Origin of the sequence: Salmonella sp. A29-2 (genome assembly GCF_020150755.1) — a bacterium.
Taxonomy (GTDB): Bacteria; Pseudomonadota; Gammaproteobacteria; order Enterobacterales; family Enterobacteriaceae; genus Salmonella; species Salmonella enterica.
The window spans coordinates 4816913-4836126 of sequence record NZ_CP083731.1 but is presented as its reverse complement, the minus strand read 5'-3'; the positions used below and the strand labels follow the sequence as shown (position 1 = coordinate 4836126).

At 52.6% G+C, this 19214-nt stretch carries 18 protein-coding genes; 2 read left to right on the top strand and 16 right to left on the bottom strand.

Annotated features, from left to right (window positions below; genetic code table 11):
• The first annotated feature begins 38 nt into the window (after window positions 1–38).
• Complete coding sequence (locus K8W53_RS23475; protein WP_000213173.1) at window positions 39–1796, top strand: SgrR family transcriptional regulator; 1758 nt, start codon at window positions 39–41, stop codon at window positions 1794–1796.
• A 149-nt stretch (window positions 1797–1945) separates the two neighbouring features.
• Here the strand turns inward: K8W53_RS23475 and glmS are convergent, their stop codons facing one another.
• The 16 genes from glmS to asnC all read right to left on the bottom strand — a co-directional run bounded on the left by glmS (window position 1946) and on the right by asnC (window position 18068).
• Complete coding sequence (glmS, locus tag K8W53_RS23470) at window positions 1946–3775, bottom strand: glutamine--fructose-6-phosphate transaminase (isomerizing) (RefSeq protein ID WP_058654911.1); 1830 nt, start codon at window positions 3773–3775, stop codon at window positions 1946–1948.
• A 188-nt stretch (window positions 3776–3963) separates the two neighbouring features.
• Window positions 3964–5334, bottom strand: coding sequence for a bifunctional UDP-N-acetylglucosamine diphosphorylase/glucosamine-1-phosphate N-acetyltransferase GlmU (gene glmU, locus K8W53_RS23465; protein ID WP_000934851.1), 1371 nt, complete (start codon window positions 5332–5334; stop codon window positions 3964–3966).
• Between the two features lie 319 nt (window positions 5335–5653).
• Window positions 5654–6352, bottom strand: a complete 699-nt coding sequence (locus K8W53_RS23460) for a Bax inhibitor-1 family protein (RefSeq protein ID WP_023224002.1) — start codon at window positions 6350–6352, stop codon at window positions 5654–5656.
• A gap of 229 nt (window positions 6353–6581) precedes the next feature.
• Window positions 6582–7001, bottom strand: coding sequence for a F0F1 ATP synthase subunit epsilon (locus K8W53_RS23455; protein WP_001251971.1), 420 nt, complete (start codon window positions 6999–7001; stop codon window positions 6582–6584).
• A 20-nt stretch (window positions 7002–7021) separates the two neighbouring features.
• Window positions 7022–8404, bottom strand: a complete 1383-nt coding sequence (gene atpD / locus K8W53_RS23450) for a F0F1 ATP synthase subunit beta (RefSeq protein ID WP_000190499.1) — start codon at window positions 8402–8404, stop codon at window positions 7022–7024.
• A gap of 26 nt (window positions 8405–8430) precedes the next feature.
• Complete coding sequence (atpG, locus tag K8W53_RS23445; protein ID WP_000896506.1) at window positions 8431–9294, bottom strand: F0F1 ATP synthase subunit gamma; 864 nt, start codon at window positions 9292–9294, stop codon at window positions 8431–8433.
• 50 nt (window positions 9295–9344) lie between these two features.
• On the bottom strand, window positions 9345–10886 hold the full coding sequence (atpA, locus tag K8W53_RS23440) for a F0F1 ATP synthase subunit alpha (RefSeq protein WP_001176751.1): 1542 nt from the start codon (window positions 10884–10886) through the stop codon (window positions 9345–9347).
• 12 nt (window positions 10887–10898) lie between these two features.
• Window positions 10899–11432: a F0F1 ATP synthase subunit delta gene (gene atpH, locus K8W53_RS23435; protein WP_001288957.1), complete on the bottom strand. Its 534-nt coding sequence runs from the start codon at window positions 11430–11432 to the stop codon at window positions 10899–10901.
• A 14-nt stretch (window positions 11433–11446) separates the two neighbouring features.
• Window positions 11447–11917, bottom strand: coding sequence for a F0F1 ATP synthase subunit B (atpF, locus tag K8W53_RS23430; protein WP_001052212.1), 471 nt, complete (start codon window positions 11915–11917; stop codon window positions 11447–11449).
• Between the two features lie 59 nt (window positions 11918–11976).
• Window positions 11977–12216, bottom strand: a complete 240-nt coding sequence (atpE, locus tag K8W53_RS23425; RefSeq protein ID WP_000429386.1) for a F0F1 ATP synthase subunit C — start codon at window positions 12214–12216, stop codon at window positions 11977–11979.
• 46 nt (window positions 12217–12262) lie between these two features.
• Window positions 12263–13078 carry a F0F1 ATP synthase subunit A gene (atpB, locus tag K8W53_RS23420; RefSeq protein WP_000135632.1) on the bottom strand — a complete coding sequence of 272 codons (816 nt, stop codon included), beginning with the start codon at window positions 13076–13078 and terminating at the stop codon, window positions 12263–12265.
• An 8-nt stretch (window positions 13079–13086) separates the two neighbouring features.
• The gene (atpI, locus tag K8W53_RS23415; protein ID WP_000116685.1) at window positions 13087–13467 is read right to left on the bottom strand and encodes a F0F1 ATP synthase subunit I; all 381 of its coding nucleotides are present in this window, start codon (window positions 13465–13467) and stop codon (window positions 13087–13089) included.
• A 615-nt stretch (window positions 13468–14082) separates the two neighbouring features.
• Complete coding sequence (rsmG, locus tag K8W53_RS23410; protein WP_001519938.1) at window positions 14083–14706, bottom strand: 16S rRNA (guanine(527)-N(7))-methyltransferase RsmG; 624 nt, start codon at window positions 14704–14706, stop codon at window positions 14083–14085.
• 102 nt (window positions 14707–14808) lie between these two features.
• Window positions 14809–16698, bottom strand: a complete 1890-nt coding sequence (gene mnmG / locus K8W53_RS23405) for a tRNA uridine-5-carboxymethylaminomethyl(34) synthesis enzyme MnmG (RefSeq protein WP_000499872.1) — start codon at window positions 16696–16698, stop codon at window positions 14809–14811.
• Between the two features lie 378 nt (window positions 16699–17076).
• Window positions 17077–17520, bottom strand: a complete 444-nt coding sequence (gene mioC, locus K8W53_RS23400) for an FMN-binding protein MioC (RefSeq protein WP_023223999.1) — start codon at window positions 17518–17520, stop codon at window positions 17077–17079.
• A gap of 89 nt (window positions 17521–17609) precedes the next feature.
• Entirely contained in the window at window positions 17610–18068 is a 459-nt protein-coding gene (gene asnC, locus K8W53_RS23395) for a transcriptional regulator AsnC (protein ID WP_000433018.1), read from the bottom strand.
• 150 nt (window positions 18069–18218) lie between these two features.
• Between asnC and asnA the strand changes: the two genes are divergently transcribed.
• The gene (asnA, locus tag K8W53_RS23390; RefSeq protein ID WP_000845123.1) at window positions 18219–19211 is read left to right on the top strand and encodes an aspartate--ammonia ligase; all 993 of its coding nucleotides are present in this window, start codon (window positions 18219–18221) and stop codon (window positions 19209–19211) included.
• Window positions 19212–19214: the final 3 nt, after the last annotated feature.

Genomic DNA, 19214 nt, shown 5'->3' with positions numbered 1-19214 from the left:
AAAAATTGCTCATTCCCGTTCGGGAAATTTCACCTTTTATGACAACCCGGCACACTGAACAAAAATACTTAAAGCTACTCCAGCACTATGGCGACAAGCCTGTTAGCGTGACATTACAGGAGCTGGCGGATGTGTTGTTCTGCACCCGGCGGCATATGCGTAATCTGTTGCTTCAGATGCAGGAGGCAAAGTGGCTCATCTGGCAATCACAGGCCGGACGTGGGCATCGCGCCCGGCTTCACCTGCGCTATAAACCAGAACAGCTGTTAAGCGAAAAGGCGGAGCAGTTGCTGGAGTCTGGTCATGTTGATCAGGCCATTCAACTGCTGGGTAAAAATAAGCACCAGGTGGCGCAACTGCTGCGTTCAAAGCTGGGCTATAGCGTGCGGGCAGACTATCAGCGGCTGTGCATCCCCTATTACCGGACAATGCCGTCGCTGTGCCCCGGCATACCGTTGCGTCGCTCTGAGCAGCATCTGGTCAGGCAGATTTTTAGCGGCCTGACGCGCATAAATGAGGAAAAAGGTGAAGTCGAAGCCGATCTTGCCCACCACTGGCGGCAGATTGATCCGCTGCGCTGGCGTTTTTATCTGCGCCCCGCCGTCCTCTGGCATGATGGCCAGGAGCTGACGATCGACGCGGTTATCGCTTCACTGACCCGCAGCGCTAAGCTGCCGCTGTTCTCGCACTTGCAGACCATTCAGGCCACCGGGCCGCTGAGCCTTGAAATTACGCTGGCGCACCCGGATAACCGACTGCCGCTGCTGCTCAGCCATATTGATGCCATGATCCTACCGCCTGACCATACACAACGCGCTGATTTCCCGGCACATCCTGTGGGGACTGGCCCTTATGAGGTGGTGGAAAACAATGGCTTTCATCTGCAAATGAAGGCCTTTGACCACTATTTCGGTCTGCGCGGGCTGCTGGATGAAGTGGAGGTCTTTATCTGGCCGAATTTAACGGAGACAGACAACCTGGCGGAATCGCTGTCGGATAACGACACGGCAGCCTGGCTCAGCTCCAGCCTGAGCGATGAGGATTACGTTTCCGGACGGCTTAGCCAGGTATCAGGCAAACCTTCTGACAACCTGCGCGAGATGTTTCTCGAGCGTGGAGGATATTTTTTATTATGCGACAGCCGCTCCCCGCACTGGCATACCGCCGAACATCGCCGCTGGCTGCGGGAAACACTCAGCCCTTACGCCATACTCCAGCATCTGAGTGAGGCAATTCGCCCCTTCTGGGTACCGGGCGGCAGCCTGCTGTCCTCCTGGTTTCATACTATTGAGGCGGGCCCGGCCTGTTCACCTTTTATCTCGTCGTCGCCCTACGCAAAACTGCGTCTGGCCTATCACGATCAGCACCCTGAATTTCCAATGCTCCTGGATATTATGCAAGAGATCATGCGCCAGCAGGGCATTTTACTTGAGGGCGTTGAGCTGAATTATGATGACTGGGCGAATGGCAAAGCCAATGTGGATCTCTGGCTGGGGACGGTCAATTTCCCCATTCCCGAAGAGTGGAACGTCGGTACATGGCTACTGGGCTCCCCTTTACTGCGCCACGCCATCAGTGGTGGGGATGATGCGCTGCTGGCCCAATGGGAAACCCAGTGGCATGCCGAAACCATCAGCGCGGAACAACTGGTCAGGGAAACCACCCGTTCAGGCTGGCTACAACCGCTTTTTCACCACTGGATGCGACTCAAAAGCCCCGACCGGGCCAGGGGGATCCACCTGAATAACCTGGGATGGTTTGATTTCCGATCCACCTGGATTGAGCCAGGGCCTTAAAGAAGAGAATGTGACCGGGTGCCCGTAGCGCAGGCAGGCGTAGCACCTCTTAGTCGCTCTTCAGCCACCATAGAGAAAGAACAGCGCCTGTCACAGCGCACAAAAAAAGGCCGTCTATCGACGGCCTTCTGCCTGGTACTACATTTGACTTACTCTACCGTCACCGATTTCGCCAGGTTACGCGGCTGGTCAACGTCGGTGCCTTTAATCAGCGCCACGTGATACGCCAGCAGTTGCAGCGGAACGGTGTAGAAGATAGGCGCAATGACCTCTTCCACATGCGGCATCTCAATGATGTGCATGTTGTCGCTGCTCACAAAACCCGCATCCTGATCGGCGAAGACGTACAACTGACCGCCACGTGCGCGAACTTCTTCGATGTTGGATTTCAGTTTCTCCAGCAGTTCGTTGTTCGGCGCCACCACAATCACCGGCATGTCGGCGTCAATCAGCGCCAACGGCCCGTGTTTCAGCTCGCCTGCAGCATAGGCTTCAGCATGAATGTAAGAGACCTCTTTCAGCTTCAGCGCGCCTTCGAGCGCTATCGGATATTGTTCGCCACGCCCCAGGAACAGCGCATGGTGTTTGTCAGAGAAATCTTCCGCCAGGGCTTCGATACGTTTGTCCTGCGACAACATCTGCTCAATACGGCTCGGCAGCGCCTGTAGGCCATGAACGATATCATGCTCAATGGACGCATCCAGACCTTTCAGGCGAGACAGTTTCGCCACCAGCATCAACAGCACGGTTAACTGGGTGGTGAAGGCTTTGGTAGATGCTACGCCAATTTCCGTTCCGGCATTGGTCATCAGCGCCAGATCGGATTCACGCACCAGCGAAGATCCCGGCACGTTACAAATGGCCAGAGAGCCCAAATATCCCAGCTCTTTCGACAGACGCAGGCCAGCCAGGGTATCTGCCGTTTCGCCAGACTGGGAGAGCGTGATCATCAGGCTGTTACGGCGCACGGCAGATTTGCGATAGCGGAATTCAGAGGCGATTTCAACGTCGCACGGAATACCTGCCAGCGATTCAAACCAGTAACGGGAAACCATACCGGAGTTGTAAGACGTACCGCAGGCGAGGATCTGAATATGCTCAACCTTTGACAGCAGTTCGTCGGCGTTCGGTCCCAACTCGCTTAAATCCACCTGACCGTGGCTGATGCGCCCGGTAAGGGTGTTTTTGATCGCGTTCGGCTGTTCGTAGATCTCTTTCTGCATGTAGTGGCGGTAAATACCTTTATCGCCCGCGTCATATTGCAGATTGGATTCGATATCCTGACGTTTTACTTCCGCGCCGGTGTTATCGAAGATATTTACCGAACGGCGAGTGATTTCAGCGATATCGCCCTCTTCAAGGAAGATAAAGCGACGAGTCACTGGCAACAGCGCCAGCTGGTCAGAAGCGATAAAGTTTTCGCCCATACCCAGGCCAATCACCAGTGGGCTACCAGAACGTGCCGCCAGTAGGGTATCCGGGTGACGGGTATCCATGATCACCGTACCGTACGCACCACGCAGTTGCGGGATAGCACGCAGAACAGCCTCACGCAGAGTACCGCCCTGTTTCAGTTCCCAGTTTACCAGGTGTGCAATCACTTCGGTGTCGGTTTCAGAAACGAAGGTATAGCCACGCGCTTTTAACGCTTCACGCAGCGGTTCATGGTTTTCGATGATGCCGTTATGCACCACCACAATGTGTTCAGAAACATGCGGATGCGCGTTAGCTTCTGAAGGTTCACCGTGCGTCGCCCAGCGAGTGTGAGCAATACCGGTGCCGCCATGCAGAGGATGTTCTTCCGCTGCCTGAGCCAGCATCTGGACTTTACCGAGGCGACGCAGGCGGGTCATATGACCTTCTGCATCCACCACGGCCAGACCGGCAGAGTCATATCCGCGGTATTCCAGACGACGTAAACCTTCGAGAAGGATTTCAGCTACACCACGCTGCGCGATAGCGCCAACAATTCCACACATAGTTTTATTTCCTGATTATGGCATTACGCCATGCGTTGTCGCTGACCTGTATGCCCGTCGTTGCGGGCGCCCCGAGCCTTGTAGAGAGTGGGGTTATTTTTATAAGTACTGCTCATGGAGCGGAGGATTATTTTATCCTCTCATCTCCGGTCTGCCGGATGGCGCTGACGCTTATCCGGCCTACAAAATCACTTTTTCTTCACCGGACGCTGCCAGCCTTGCTTATGCACCTGCGGCACGCGGCTTAATACCAGTTCATTGTCAGCTACGTTACGGGTGACGGTAGTCCCTGCGGCGATGGTGGCCCCTTTACCAACAGTGACCGGCGCCACCAGTTGGGTATCGGAGCCGACAAACACATCGTCGCCAATAACCGTTTTGAATTTGTTCGCGCCATCATAGTTACAGGTGATGGTCCCCGCGCCGATATTCACGTTGTCGCCAATTTCCGCATCTCCCAGGTAGGTCAGATGACCGGCCTTAGAACCTTTACCCAAACGCGCTTTTTTCATTTCAACGAAATTGCCGACGTGAGCGCCCGCTAACAGCTCCGCGCCGGGACGCAGGCGAGCAAACGGACCGATGGTGCAGGCCGCTTCCAGATGCGCATCTTCCACCACGCTGTATGGGCTAATTTCGCAGTCATCGCCAATAACGCTGTTTTTAATAATGCAGCCCGCGCCGATCTTCACGCGGTGACCGAGCGTTACATAACCTTCGATGATAACGTTAGCGTCAATTTCGACATCCATTCCACAATGAAGGGTGCCGCGGAGATCAAAACGTGCCGGATCGCGCAACATAACGCCGGATAACAGCAGTTTCTCCGCCTGTTCGGCCTGGTAAATACGCTCCAGACGAGAAAGCTGTAGACGGTTATTCACGCCGTCCGTTTCGCTGATGCGAGCCGGATGCACCGCGGCGATTTCCCGTCCTTCCTGATAAGCCAGCGCAATGATATCAGTGATGTAATATTCACCCTGCGCATTATTGTTAGTCAGCTTAGACAACCAGCGTTTCAGGTCCGCGCCGTTGGCGATCAGAATACCGGTGTTAATTTCCTGGATCTGACGCTGTTCATCAGTGGCGTCTTTATGTTCAACGATGCCGGTCACTTTACCGTTTTCACGCGTAATACGGCCATAGCCGCTCGGATCGTCCAGCTTCACGGTTAATAACCCAATACCACCCTGCGGTTTGGCATCGCGCAGGCGCTGTAAGGTTTCAACCGAAATCAGCGGCACGTCGCCGTAAAGCATTAAAATATCTTCATCGTCGCTAAAGAAGGGCGCGGCCTGCTGCATTGCGTGACCTGTTCCCAACTGTTCCGCCTGAAGCACCCAGTTCAGCTTGTCATCTTTCAGGGTCTGTTTTAACAACTCGCCACCGTGGCCATAGACCAGATGAACCTGTGCGGCCCCTAATTTAGTAGCTGCATCAATGACATGCTGCACCATGGGTTTACCCGCCAGCGTGTGCAGCACTTTAGGAATATCGGAATACATGCGCGTGCCTTTACCTGCGGCAAGGATCACTACGCTCATAGCACTATTTAACATACGCGTCCTGACTGTAATTTGAGAACGAATTTATACTGTTTCACGTTGAAAATACTACATTTTTTTCATCGTAAAATGGAAGAAGGATAAAACGCTCACCGGGATAACATCCCCGCCTGCTAATGAATCATTTTCGTTCATTACCGCGCCTCTTGTCTCCTGAAAAGTAAAAACACCCGCGTATTGGCAACGTAGTCCGATGTTTTTGCTGTTTTTTTACTCCATAAATAAAGAAGATAACGTAATAAAGCGCAGGGGAGTCAGAAAAGCAAAAACCAGCGACAGAGGCCGCTGGTTTTCCGTTGCGCGTATTTTTTACTTAATTACGCGACATAAAAATCCGCAAAATATACCAGAACATGGTCGCGATAGAAGCGAACAGATGTAATGCCGCGCCAGCAGGGCGATCGGTAGGGTAATGGTGAATAATGTTAGAAGTATCGTAAAGTATAAACCCGGCGCACAGCAGTACCATTAGCGCAGAAAACCAGACACCCAGCGAGAAGCCGCAGATGACGCTGGCAATAATCGCGCCAAAAGCAATGAACCCAGCCATAGTCAGAAACGAGCGCAGAAAAGAAAAGTCTTTTTTTATGGAAAAAGCGGTAAACGTCAGGCCGCCGACCAGCAACAGGGTGGTAATAGCCGCCGCGCCAATGATGGACGGATTAATATAAGCCGCCAGCGTTAACAGGGGGGCAAAAATCAAGGATTCTGCCAACACATAAATCCCCAGCCCGATAAGTTGCGTTTGATTAGTCCCCGCATTATCCGCCAGACGGGTCGCCAGCATTCCCACCAGCATAAAAGCGCCGAGAACAACCAACCAGCTATATCTTCCACCAGCCAGCAGCACATCAAGCGCATACTCCCCGACCCCTATAAAACTCCATGCCGCGCTCAACACGATAAAACCGACGATGGCGCCGGCGAGATGAAGATAAGCGCGACGAATAAAGGTAGTACGATCAATCCTTGAGTCGGGTTGTGGACCCGCAAAGGATGGCTGAAATGACATAGTAATAATCCCTCATTTTATGCAATAAAAACGCATCCATTCCTTCCTTCTTCGCACAATGTGCAGATGCCAATGACAGAAAGAAGGATTTAATGAAAACAGCGCTGTCGCTGAAAACGCGTCGCCTTCAGCCGCTTGTTTTTGTCGTTGCTAGTTTATCGAATAAAAATTGAGAGGATAAAAAAAAACCAGTCCGCAATCAGACTGGTTTTATGCTTTCAAGCCGGTGTTACATCGCTTTTTTGGTCAACTCGATAACGCGCAGTTTAGCGATCGCTTTGGCCAGTTCCGCAGACGCCTGAGCGTAATCCACGTCACCGTGCGAGCTCTTAATGTGCTCTTCGGCTTTACGCTTCGCTTCCAGGGCTCGCGCTTCGTCGAGATCCTGACCGCGAATCGCGGTATCCGCCAGAACGGTCACGCTGCCAGGCTGCACTTCCAGAATGCCGCCGGACAGATAGATAAACTCTTCATGACCGTGCTGCTTAACGATGCGAATCATACCAGGCTTAATGGCGGTGAGCAGCGGCGCGTGCCCCGGGTAAATCCCCAGTTCGCCTTCGCTACCCGTAACCTGGATTTTCTCGACCAGACCGGAGAACATTTGTTGCTCCGCGCTGACGACATCCAGGTGGTAAGTCATTGCCATATCACCCTCCGATTAAGGCGTTAAAGTTTTTTGGCTTTTTCCACGGCTTCGTCGATGGAACCGACCATGTAGAACGCCTGCTCCGGCAGGTGATCGTATTCGCCTTCCATGATGCCTTTAAAGCCACGGATGGTGTCTTTCAGGGAAACGTATTTGCCCGGAGAACCGGTAAATACTTCCGCCACGAAGAACGGCTGGGACAGGAAGCGCTGAATTTTACGCGCGCGAGCTACCACCAGTTTATCTTCTTCAGACAGTTCATCCATACCGAGGATGGCGATGATGTCTTTCAGTTCCTGATAACGCTGCAGGATGGACTGAACGCCACGCGCGGTGTCGTAGTGTTCCTGACCAACAACCAGCGGATCCAACTGACGGCTGGTGGAGTCCAGCGGGTCAACGGCCGGGTAGATACCCAGGGATGCGATCTGACGGCTCAGTACCACGGTTGCATCTAAGTGCGCAAAGGTGGTGGCTGGAGACGGGTCAGTCAAGTCATCCGCCGGTACGTATACCGCCTGTACGGAGGTGATAGAACCGGTTTTGGTGGAGGTGATACGTTCCTGCAGAACGCCCATCTCTTCCGCCAGAGTCGGCTGGTAACCTACTGCGGAAGGCATACGGCCCAGCAGTGCGGATACTTCCGTACCGGCCAGGGTGTAACGATAGATGTTATCGACGAACAGCAGTACGTCACGACCTTCGTCACGGAATTTCTCCGCCATGGTCAGACCGGTCAATGCAACGCGCAGACGGTTTCCCGGCGGCTCGTTCATCTGGCCATACACCAGGGATACTTTATCGATAACGTTGGAGTCGGTCATTTCGTGGTAGAAGTCGTTACCCTCACGAGTACGTTCACCTACGCCCGCAAACACAGAGTAACCGGAGTGCTCGATCGCGATGTTACGGATAAGCTCCATCATGTTTACGGTTTTACCTACACCCGCACCACCGAACAGACCGACTTTACCGCCCTTCGCGAACGGACACATCAGGTCGATAACTTTGATACCGGTTTCCAGCAGTTCCTGAGAGTTTGACAACTCTTCGTAGGAAGGCGCTGCGCGGTGAATCGCCCAACGCTCTTCTTCGCCGATCTCGCCTTTCATGTCGACCGGTTCGCCCAGGACGTTCATGATACGACCCAGCGTGGCTTTACCTACCGGGACTTCGATCGGGTGTTCGAGATCTTTTACATCCAGACCGCGACGCAGACCGTCAGAAGACCCCATCGCGATGGTACGCACAATACCGCCGCCAAGCTGCTGCTGAACTTCCAGCACCAGCTTCTCATTACCATTCTGCACCTCAAGGGCATCGTACACGCGTGGTACGGCATCCTGAGGGAACTCGACGTCGACCACGGCGCCGATTACCTGGACAATCTTTCCAGTAGCCATCTTAAATCCTCTACGAAATAACCTGGTTAAACCGCGGCGGCCCCCGAGACGATCTCGGTGAGTTCCTGAGTAATGCTGGCCTGACGAGCTTTGTTGTATACCAACTGCAGCTCTTTAATCAGGCTGCCGCCATTATCGGTTGCGGCTTTCATCGCCACCATTCGTGCGGCCTGCTCGCTGGCCAGGTTTTCTACCACGCCCTGATAAACCTGAGACTCCACATAACGACGCAGGAGAGTATCCAGCAGCGCTTTCGGGTCTGGTTCATACAGGTAATCCCAGGCTTTACGCTTCAGATCATCATCTTCTGACGCCGGCAGCGGCAGCAGTTGAGTGATCGTCGGCACCTGAGACATGGTGTTAATAAATTTGTTGCTGACAATGTAAAGCTTGTCCAGACGGCCTTCGTCGTAGGCCTGCAACATCACTTTAACCGGACCGATCAGTTCGGACAGAGAAGGGTTATCCCCCATACCTGTCACCTGAGCGACAACGTTGCCGCCTACGGAATTAAAGAATGACACGCCCTTAGAGCCGATCATTGCGAGTTCGCACTGAACGCCTTTATCGGACCATGCCTTCATATCCGCCAGCAGCTTTTTGAACAGGTTAATGTTCAAGCCACCGCACAAACCACGGTCGGTCGACACTACCAGGTAGCCCACGCGTTTAACGTCGCGCTCTTCCAGGTAGGGGTGCTTATATTCCAGATTACCGTTCGCAAGGTGACCAATCACTTTGCGCATGGTCTCTGCATAAGGACGGCTGGCCGCCATGCGATCCTGCGATTTACGCATTTTGGAAGCGGCGACCATCTCCATCGCTTTAGTGATCTTTTGCGTGTTCTGGACGCTTGCGATCTTACTACGTATCTCTTTTGCGCCGGCCATGAGCTTCTCCTCAATGCCTTACGGCCTGCCCTAAGGCAAGCCGCCAGACGTTACCAGGACTGGGTTGCTTTGAAGGAATCGAGGATGCCTTTCAGCTTGCCTTCGATTTCGTCGTTATAGCCACCGGACTGGTTGATCTCTTGCATCAGCGGAGCGTGATCACGGTCGACGTAAGCCAGCAGTGCGGCTTCGAAGCTACCGATTTTCGCCAGTTCGACATCCGCCAGATAACCACGTTCTGCTGCGAACAGAACCAGAGACTGCTGCGCGACGGACATCGGCGCATACTGTTTCTGTTTCAGCAGTTCGGTCACTTTCTGACCGTGGTCAAGCTGTTTACGGGTGGCATCGTCAAGGTCGGATGCAAACTGAGAGAACGCCGCCAGTTCACGATACTGCGCCAGCGCGGTACGAATACCACCGGACAGTTTTTTCATGATCTTGGTCTGGGCTGCGCCACCTACACGGGATACCGAGATACCCGGGTTAACCGCAGGACGAATACCGGCGTTAAACAGGTTAGATTCCAGGAAGATCTGACCATCGGTAATCGAAATTACGTTGGTCGGAACGAACGCGGAAACGTCACCTGCCTGCGTTTCGATAATCGGCAGCGCGGTCAGAGAGCCGGTTTTCCCTTTCACTTCACCTTTGGTGAAGGCTTCGACGTAGTCGGCGTTAACACGCGCAGCACGCTCCAGCAGACGAGAGTGGAGGTAGAATACGTCGCCCGGGAATGCTTCACGTCCTGGCGGACGACGGAGCAGCAGGGAGATCTGACGGTAAGCAACAGCCTGTTTAGACAGGTCATCGTAAATGATCAGCGCATCTTCGCCGCGGTCGCGGAAGTATTCGCCCATTGCACAACCGGCATACGGCGCCAGATATTGCAGCGCAGCGGATTCGGACGCGGTAGCCACCACAACAATGGTGTTAGCCAGCGCGCCGTGTTCTTCCAGTTTACGCACCACGTTAGAGATGGTGGACGCTTTCTGGCCGATAGCGACATAGATACATTTGATACCGGAATCGCGCTGGTTGATGATGGCGTCGATAGCCAGCGCGGTTTTACCGGTCTGACGGTCACCGATGATCAGTTCACGCTGACCACGACCGATTGGGATCATGGAGTCAACGGCTTTATAGCCGGTCTGCACCGGCTGATCGACAGACTGACGATCGATAACGCCCGGCGCAATCGCTTCAACGGCAGAGAAGCCGTCATTATCAACCGGACCTTTACCGTCAATTGGCGCACCCAGGGTGTTCACCACACGTCCCAGCAGACCGCGGCCAACCGGAACTTCCAGGATACGACCCGTACATTTAACCTTCATGCCTTCGGCAAGGTCAGCGTATGGACCCATGACTACCGCACCCACGGAGTCGCGCTCCAGGTTCAGTGCGATAGCGTAACGGTTACCCGGCAGGGAGATCATTTCACCCTGCATACAATCGGCCAGGCCGTGAATGCGGATAACACCGTCACTGACAGAAACAATAGTACCTTCGTTGTGAGCTTCGCTCACCACATTGAACTGAGCAATGCGCTGCTTGATCAGTTCGCTGATTTCGGTGGAATTCAGTTGCATGCTCCAGTCCCCTTAAGACTGCAAGACGTCTGCAAGGCGCTCAAGACGGCCGCGTACGCTGCCATCAATGACCATATCACCCGCCCGGATGATAACGCCTGCCATTACAGACTTATCGATTTTGCAATTCAGCTTCACTTTGCGTGACAGACGTTTTTCCATCGCGGCGCTGATTTTCGAAAGCTGCTCTTCACTCAATGCGGTTGCCGACGTAACTTCTACCTCGGAGGTAGCTTCACTGGCGGCACGCAGATGAATAAACTGCTCCAGAACATCCGGGAGCGCGTTCAGACGATTATTTTCAGCCATCACCCGAATCAGGTTCTGACCGTTTTCGTCTAACTGCTCACCGCAGACTGCGATAAACGACTCAGCGAGCGTTTCCGGCGCCAGCGCGCCAGAGAGAAGCTCTGCCATTTGTTCGTTCTTGGTTACCTCGGCGGCAAACGCCAGCATATCCTGCCAGCGCTCTACGCTTTGGTGTTCAACGGCAAAGTCAAAAGCTGCTTTGGCGTAGGGGCGAGCTACCGTAACAAATTCAGACATCAGCCCCTCCCTCCTTACAGTTCAGCGACAAGTTTATCCACGATGTCGCTGTTAGCAGCTTCATCCACGGAACGTTCGATGATCTTCTCGGCGCCAGCAACAGCCAGGATAGCAACTTGCTTACGCAGCTCTTCACGGGCGCGTTTACGCTCGGCTTCAATTTCCGCCTGCGCCTGCGCCACGATTTTAGTACGTTCCTGCTCTGCTTCAGTTTTGGCTTCGTCCAGGATCTGAGCGCGGCGTTTATTTGCCTGCTCAATGATTACCTGAGCTTCCGCTTTCGCTTTTTTCAGCTGGTCGGTCGCGCTGGCCTTTGCAAGGTCAAGATCCTTATGTGCTCGTTCAGCAGAAGCGAGACCGTCAGCAATTTCTTTCTGACGTTTCTCGATGGCTGCCATTAACGGCGGCCATACGTACTTCATGCAAAACCAGACAAAGAGAATAAACGCGATGGCCTGGCCGAGGATTGTTGCGTTAAGATTCACAGCACAATGCCTCTATCTAGTTAACCTTCTGATATTGCTCTTAATTCAAGCAACGCTTACTACGCGACAGCGAACATCACGTACAGACCCAGACCTACAGCGATCATCGGGATAGCATCCACCAGACCCATAACGATAAAGAACTGAGTACGCAGCAGAGGAATCAGATCAGGTTGACGCGCCGCGCCTTCCAGGAATTTACCCCCGAGGATGCCGATACCGATCGCAGCACCGATTGCCGCCAGACCCATCATCACAGCGGCAGCCATGTACAGCAGATCCATATTCAGGTTTTCCATGACAGTCTCCAGTTTGTTTCAGTTAAAACGTAGTAGTGTTGGTAAATTAATGCTCTTCGGACGCCATCGACAGATAGACAATCGTCAGAACCATGAAAATGAAGGCTTGCAGCGTAATAATCAGGATGTGGAAAATGGCCCACGGCACATTCAGAATCCACTGTGACCACCACGGCAACAGACCAGCAATCAGAATGAAAATCAGCTCACCGGCATACATGTTGCCGAACAGTCGCAGACCGAGAGAAACCGGTTTGGACAGCAGACTTACCCCTTCAAGGATTAAGTTGACAGGAATGAACGCCCAGTGATTGAACGGCTGCAGCGTCAACTCTTTAGCGAAGCCGCCGATGCCTTTCATTTTGATGCTGTAGAACAGAATAAGGATGAATACGCCCAGCGCCATCGACAGGGTGATGTTGACGTCAGCAGACGGCACCACGCGCGTTGCCGGCAGACCCAGCCAATGCTCAGCGATATACGGCAGCAGGTCGATAGGCAGTAAGTCCATCAGGTTCATAAGGAATACCCAGACGAAAATCGTCAGGGCCAGCGGCGCAATCAGCTTGCTTTTGCCATGGTACATGTCTTTGACGCTGCCATGCACAAAGCCGACTATCAGCTCAATCGCGGTCTGAAACTTGCCTGGCACGCCGCTGGTCGCTTTTTTAGCAACGCTACGGAACATCACCAGAAACAACAGACCCAGCACCACCGAGAAGAACATGGAGTCAATATTGAGCGTCCAGAAGGTGGCTGGGGGGTTCTGCGGATCCACCAGCGAGAAAGTACGCAGGTCCAGCTGAAGGTTATTCAGATGGTGTCCTATGTATTCCTGCGGCGTCATATTTTCTGAAGCCATGATGCCTTTTACCCTTTGTTGTTAATTACAGCCGGCGCCAGTATCTGAACCACCAGCACCAAAACCCACGTAACGATCAGCGGCAAAAACACCGCCTTTAAAACCGCCAACGCCACCACCAGTAAAACCAGCATCGCTAACACCTTGAAGGCTTCACCGAAGGCGAAAGTCCAGGACACGCGGCCCTTAGCAGGTGTATGCGCCTGGTGACGCCAGGCAAATATCATAAACAACATATTAGGCAGTGCCACTGCCAATCCCCCACATACTGCGGAGATGCCCCAGAAGGGGTCTTTGAGGCAAAACAGCAATCCACTTGCTATTACCGCCAGAAACTGAATGAACAGAAGCTTACGAGCAACGTTTCGACTCACGAGCGACACAGACATCACGTTTTTACTCCTGCTCACTTCGAGGTATGCCGCGTGTCGTATAAAACGTTCTTTAAGACTTAGAGTCAAGCATCAAAAAGCGGTCAAATTATACGGTGCGCCCCCGTGATTTCAAACAATAAGTAGCCAAAAGGTGAATAAATGTTTAAATATTTTTCTCTGGCCCGCATTTTTAACTTTTAGCCAAAGTGTGAACGATCGTACAAAACTGCAAATAGCGCGAAAACACTGGCGATAAAGCGTGCACCAGATCACACATTAAACATATTCATGCTTACGCAATTCATTTACGTGTCAATTCATGCCTTTTCATCTTTTTGATATTTAAGCGTAAAACCAGGTACTGTTTTAAAAATACCAGCTTACACCTTAAAAACGCCCCATTGACATTTATAATAAAAATTTAACAAGCAAAAGTGATTTTTCGATTCGATTTTTAGCAGACTGATATTTACAAAGTTGATTACTCTCTGTTTTAACAAAAGAAGCGACGTTGTCATGTTGAAACGAAACCGTAAATCCAGAGTTAAATGTAACAACGCTGAAATGCGTTATACCTGTCGATTTTTAACACAAGCCGCGTCGTTTTTTTTCTATTTTTTTTGATAAAAATTAAACTTTGTTTGACTTAATAATCACCAGATGCCGCTCGCCTTCCAGTTGCGGAACGCGTAATTTTTCAACAGATTCGACGCTAAAATTGTCAGGTAGTGAGGCAATTTCATCCCCTGGCAATTGCCCTTTTAAGGCATAAAAACGCCCTTTCTCTCCCGGCAGATGGTGACACCAGCTCACCATATCATTCAACGATGCGAAAGCGCGGCTGATAACGCCATCAAACGGTGGTTCGGAGGGATAGGCTTCAACGCGGCTTTGAACCGGCGTGATGTTTTCCAGTTTCAGTTCGTGCTGGACCTGACGCAGAAAACGTACCCGCTTGCCCAGGCTGTCGAGTAAGGTGAAATGCGCGTCAGGGAGAACAATAGCCAGCGGGATGCCCGGCAGCCCCGGTCCTGTTCCTACATCGATAAAACGCTGTCCCTGAAGATACGGCGCAACGACTATGCTGTCGAGAATATGGCGTACCAACATTTCGTTGGGATCCCGCACTGACGTCAGGTTGTATGCTTTGTTCCATTTGTGCAGCATATCAACGTAGGCGACCAACAGCGTTTTCTGGTGATCGGTAAGAGAAATACCGGCATCAGCCAGCAGACGAGAGAGTTTGTTGAGCACGGTCATTACCTGTTAATAATCAAATGCCCGATGCGCTTTCGCTTATCGGGCCTACAAATTTGTAGGGCGGGCAAGCGAAGCGCCCCCGCCAAATTAGTGTTATCAAGCGCTACGACGCAGCATACCTTGTTTTTTCAGCCATACCAGCAGAATGGAGATTGCCGCTGGCGTAACGCCGGAGATACGCGATGCCTGGCCGATAGACGCCGGTTTATGATCGTTCAGCTTGGCGATAACTTCGTTCGACAGACCGGAAACCTGACGATAATCCAGCGTGGCAGGCAGCAACGTATTCTCGTTACGTAGTTGTTTTTCAATCTCATCCTGCTGGCGAGCGATATAGCCTTCGTATTTGACCTGGATTTCCACCTGCTCAGCGGCTTGCTCATCTTCAAGCGCAGGCGCGAATGCGGCAAGCGAAGTGAGCTGCGCGTAGGTCATTTCCGGACGACGCAACAGATCTTCGCCGCTGGCCTCACGGGAGAGAGGCGTGGTCAAATGCGCATTCACTTCATCGGCGGATTCCGCAGACGGCGTTACCCATGTCGATTTCAGCCGCTGACGTTCGCGTTCGATATTTTCCAGCTTCTCGTTGAATCGCGCCCAGCGTTCATCATCCACCAAACCCAGCTCGCGGCCCATTTCGGTCAGACGCAGATCGGCGTTGTCCTCACGCAGCATCAGGCGATATTCGGCGCGGGAGGTAAACATGCGATACGGCTCTTTGGTGCCCAGCGTACAGAGATCGTCCACCAGCACGCCGAGATAAGCCTGAGAACGCGCAGGCGCCCAGCCCTCTTTGTCGGCGGAAAGACGCGCGGCATTCAGACCAGCGAGCAAGCCCTGCGCCGCAGCCTCTTCATAGCCAGTAGTACCGTTGATTTGACCAGCAAAGAACAGGCCGTGAATAAATTTACTTTCCAGAGTCGGTTTCAGATCGCGCGGGTCGAAGAAATCGTACTCAATCGCGTAACCAGGGCGAACGATCTTCGCGTTCTCCATGCCCTGCATGGAACGGACAATCTGCATCTGCACGTCAAACGGCAGGCTGGTGGAGATACCGTTAGGGTAAATCTCGTTAGAGGTCAGTCCTTCCGGCTCAAGGAAGATCTGATGCTGGTTACGATCGGCAAAACGCATCACCTTGTCTTCGATCGAAGGACAGTAGCGTGGGCCGATCCCTTCGATCACGCCAGCATACATTGGGCTACGATCGAGGTTATTACGAATCACGTCATGGGTTTTCTCATTGGTATGCGTGATGTAACACGGCACCTGTTGCGGATGCTGAGAAGCATTCCCCATAAACGAGAAAACCGGCATCGGGTTATCGCCATGCTGTTGAGCCAACACGCTGAAATCGATAGTACGCGCATCAATACGCGGCGGTGTGCCGGTTTTCAGGCGGCTGACGCGTAGCGGAAGCTCACGCAGACGGCGAGACAGCGGGATGGATGGCGGATCGCCAGCACGACCGCCGCTGTAGTTATCCAGACCAATATGAATTTTGCCGTCCAGGAAGGTCCCGACGGTCAGTACCACCGCTTTCGCGCGGAATTTGAGCCCCATTTGGGTCACAGCGCCGACAACGCGATCGTTTTCGACAATCAGATCTTCAACCGCTTGCTGGAAGATCATCAGATTCGGCTGATTCTCCAGCGCGGTACGCACCGCCTGGCGATATAAGACTCGATCCGCCTGAGCCCGGGTAGCGCGAACGGCCGGACCTTTGCTGGCGTTTAGTATCCTAAACTGAATACCTGCCTGATCGATCGCTTTCGCCATCAGACCGCCGAGCGCATCCACCTCTTTTACCAGATGTCCCTTTCCAATACCGCCGATCGCCGGGTTGCAGCTCATCTGTCCCAACGTGTCAATATTGTGTGTCAAAAGCAGAGTCTGTTGACCCATACGCGCTGCGGCCATCGCGGCCTCAGTGCCTGCATGACCCCCGCCAATAATAATGACGTCAAAAGGATCCTGATAAAACATGGTAATTGCCTCGCATAACGCGGTGTGAAAATGGATTGAAGCCCGGGCGGTGGATTCTACTCAACTTTAGCCGATGGAGAAAGCCCCGGGATCCGGGCTATTAAAAAGAAGATCTTTTTATTTAGAGATCTGTTCTATTGTGATCTCTTATTAGGATCGCTCCAGGCTGTGGATAACCCAGATCCTGTAATAAAGATCAATGCGTTGGAAAGGATCACTAGCTGTGAATGATCGGTGATCGTGGCCCGTATAAGCTGGGATCAAAACGGGTACTTATACACAACTCAAAAAGTGAACAACGGTTATTCTTTGGATAACTACCGGTTGATCCAAGCTTTCCACCAGATTTATCCACAATGGATCGCACGATCTTTACACTTATTTGAGTAAATTAATCCAGGATCCGAGCCAAATCTCCGCTGGATCTTCCGGAATCTCATGCTCAAGGATGTTGATCTTCAGTGTTTCCCCAACCTGTTTTGCGCCAGCGCCTTTCAGTTCCGTTTCTATTTTCTCAATCGCGCCGCAAAACGTGTCGTATTCTCGACTGCCAATGCCAATTGCGCCGAAACGTACCGCGGAAAGATCGGGTTTCTGCGTCTGAAGGTCTTCATAGAAAGGGGTCAGGTTGTCCGGAATGTCTCCGGCGCCGTGCGTTGAGCTGATTATCAGCCAGATCCCGGAAGTTGACAGATCCTCTAATAACGGACCGTGCACCGTTTCGGTTGAAAAACCGGCAGCTTCCAGCTTTTCCGCCAGATGTTCCGCGACGTATTCGGCGCCGCCCAGGGTGCTGCCGCTGATAAGAGTAATGTCTGCCATTGATCGCTCGCTCAGGTAAAGAGGCTGCATTGTACTCTGTGAACGAGCTGGGATCTACCTGTGGAAAAATGTGGGATTAAAAAAGCCGATCATGGCTTGATGGTGCGCATGATCGGGTTCTGCAAGACGATCAGTGTCTCAGTGGACTGAATTTCATCAATTGTTTGGATCTTGTTGATAAGTACGTGCTGAAGCGCGTCGATTGATTTGCACATCACTTTTATAAAGATGCTGTAGTGACCGGTGGTGTAATACGCTTCCGTCACCTCATCCAGGCTTTCCAGCCGGGCCAGTGCGGAGGGATAGTCTTTGGCGCTTTTGAGGATGATGCCAATAAAGCAGCCCACATCGTAGCCCAGTTGTTTAGGGCTGACGTCAATCCGTGCGCCCGTAATGATCCCGGCCTGCTTCATTTTCTCGACGCGAACGTGAATGGTTCCAGGGCTAACGCCAAATTGTTTGGCCAGTTCGGCGTAGGCAGTGCGGGCATTTCCCATTAAGGCGTCAAGGATACCGCGGTCCAGATTGTCGATCTGATAATTTTCCATCGCTTTTTCTTATGCAGATTAATGATTATCTCTATTTTAGCCATTATTTTTAACGAATCAAAACCGAAGTTAGCTTTTTATCTGTTGATTATTGAATAGTGCTCTCGTTTTGTTGCTTAATCATAGGCAACAGGACGCAGGAGTAAAAAAATGAAAACCGCTTACATTGCCAAACAACGTCAAATTAGCTTCGTGAAATCACATTTCTCTCGCCAGCTGGAGGAGCGTCTGGGTCTGATTGAGGTCCAGGCGCCGATCCTGAGTCGCGTAGGGGATGGTACGCAGGATAATTTGTCCGGCTGTGAAAAAGCGGTGCAGGTAAAAGTGAAAGCGTTGCCTGACGCCCAGTTCGAAGTGGTGCATTCACTGGCGAAGTGGAAACGTCAAACCCTGGGGCAACATGACTTCAGCGCGGGCGAAGGGCTGTACACGCACATGAAAGCCCTTCGCCCCGATGAAGACCGACTCTCTCCGCTCCACTCGGTCTATGTGGATCAGTGGGACTGGGAGCGTGTCATGGGCGATGGCGAGCGCCAATTTTCCACCCTGAAAAGCACAGTAGAGGCTATATGGGCAGGAATTAAGGCGACGGAAGCAGAAGTGCATAAACAGTTTGGTCTGGCGCCGTTCCTGCCAGAGCAAATTCAGTTTGTTCACAGCCAGGAGCTGTTGTCTCGCTATCCGGATCTGGATGCGAAAGGGCGCGAACGCGCGATCGCCAAAGAACTTGGCGCCGTTTTCCTGGTGGGGATCGGCGGTAAACTGAGCGATGGCCACCGCCATGATGTACGCGCGCCGGATTATGATGACTGGAGCTCCGCATCTGAGCTGGGCTACGCCGGTCTGAACGGCGATATCCTGGTGTGGAACCCGGTGCTGGAAGATGCGTTTGAGCTTTCCTCTATGGGTATCCGTGTAGATGCCGATACGCTGATGCGCCAGCTGGCGTTGACCGGTGATGAAGATCGCCTGCAACTGGAGTGGCATCAGGCGCTGCTGCGCGGCGAAATGCCGCAGACCATCGGCGGCGGGATTGGGCAGTCGCGTCTGACGATGTTGCTGCTGCAATTGCCGCATATTGGTCAGGTGCAGTGCGGCGTATGGCCCGCGCAGGTTCGCGAAAGCATTCCTGCTATTTTATAAGCC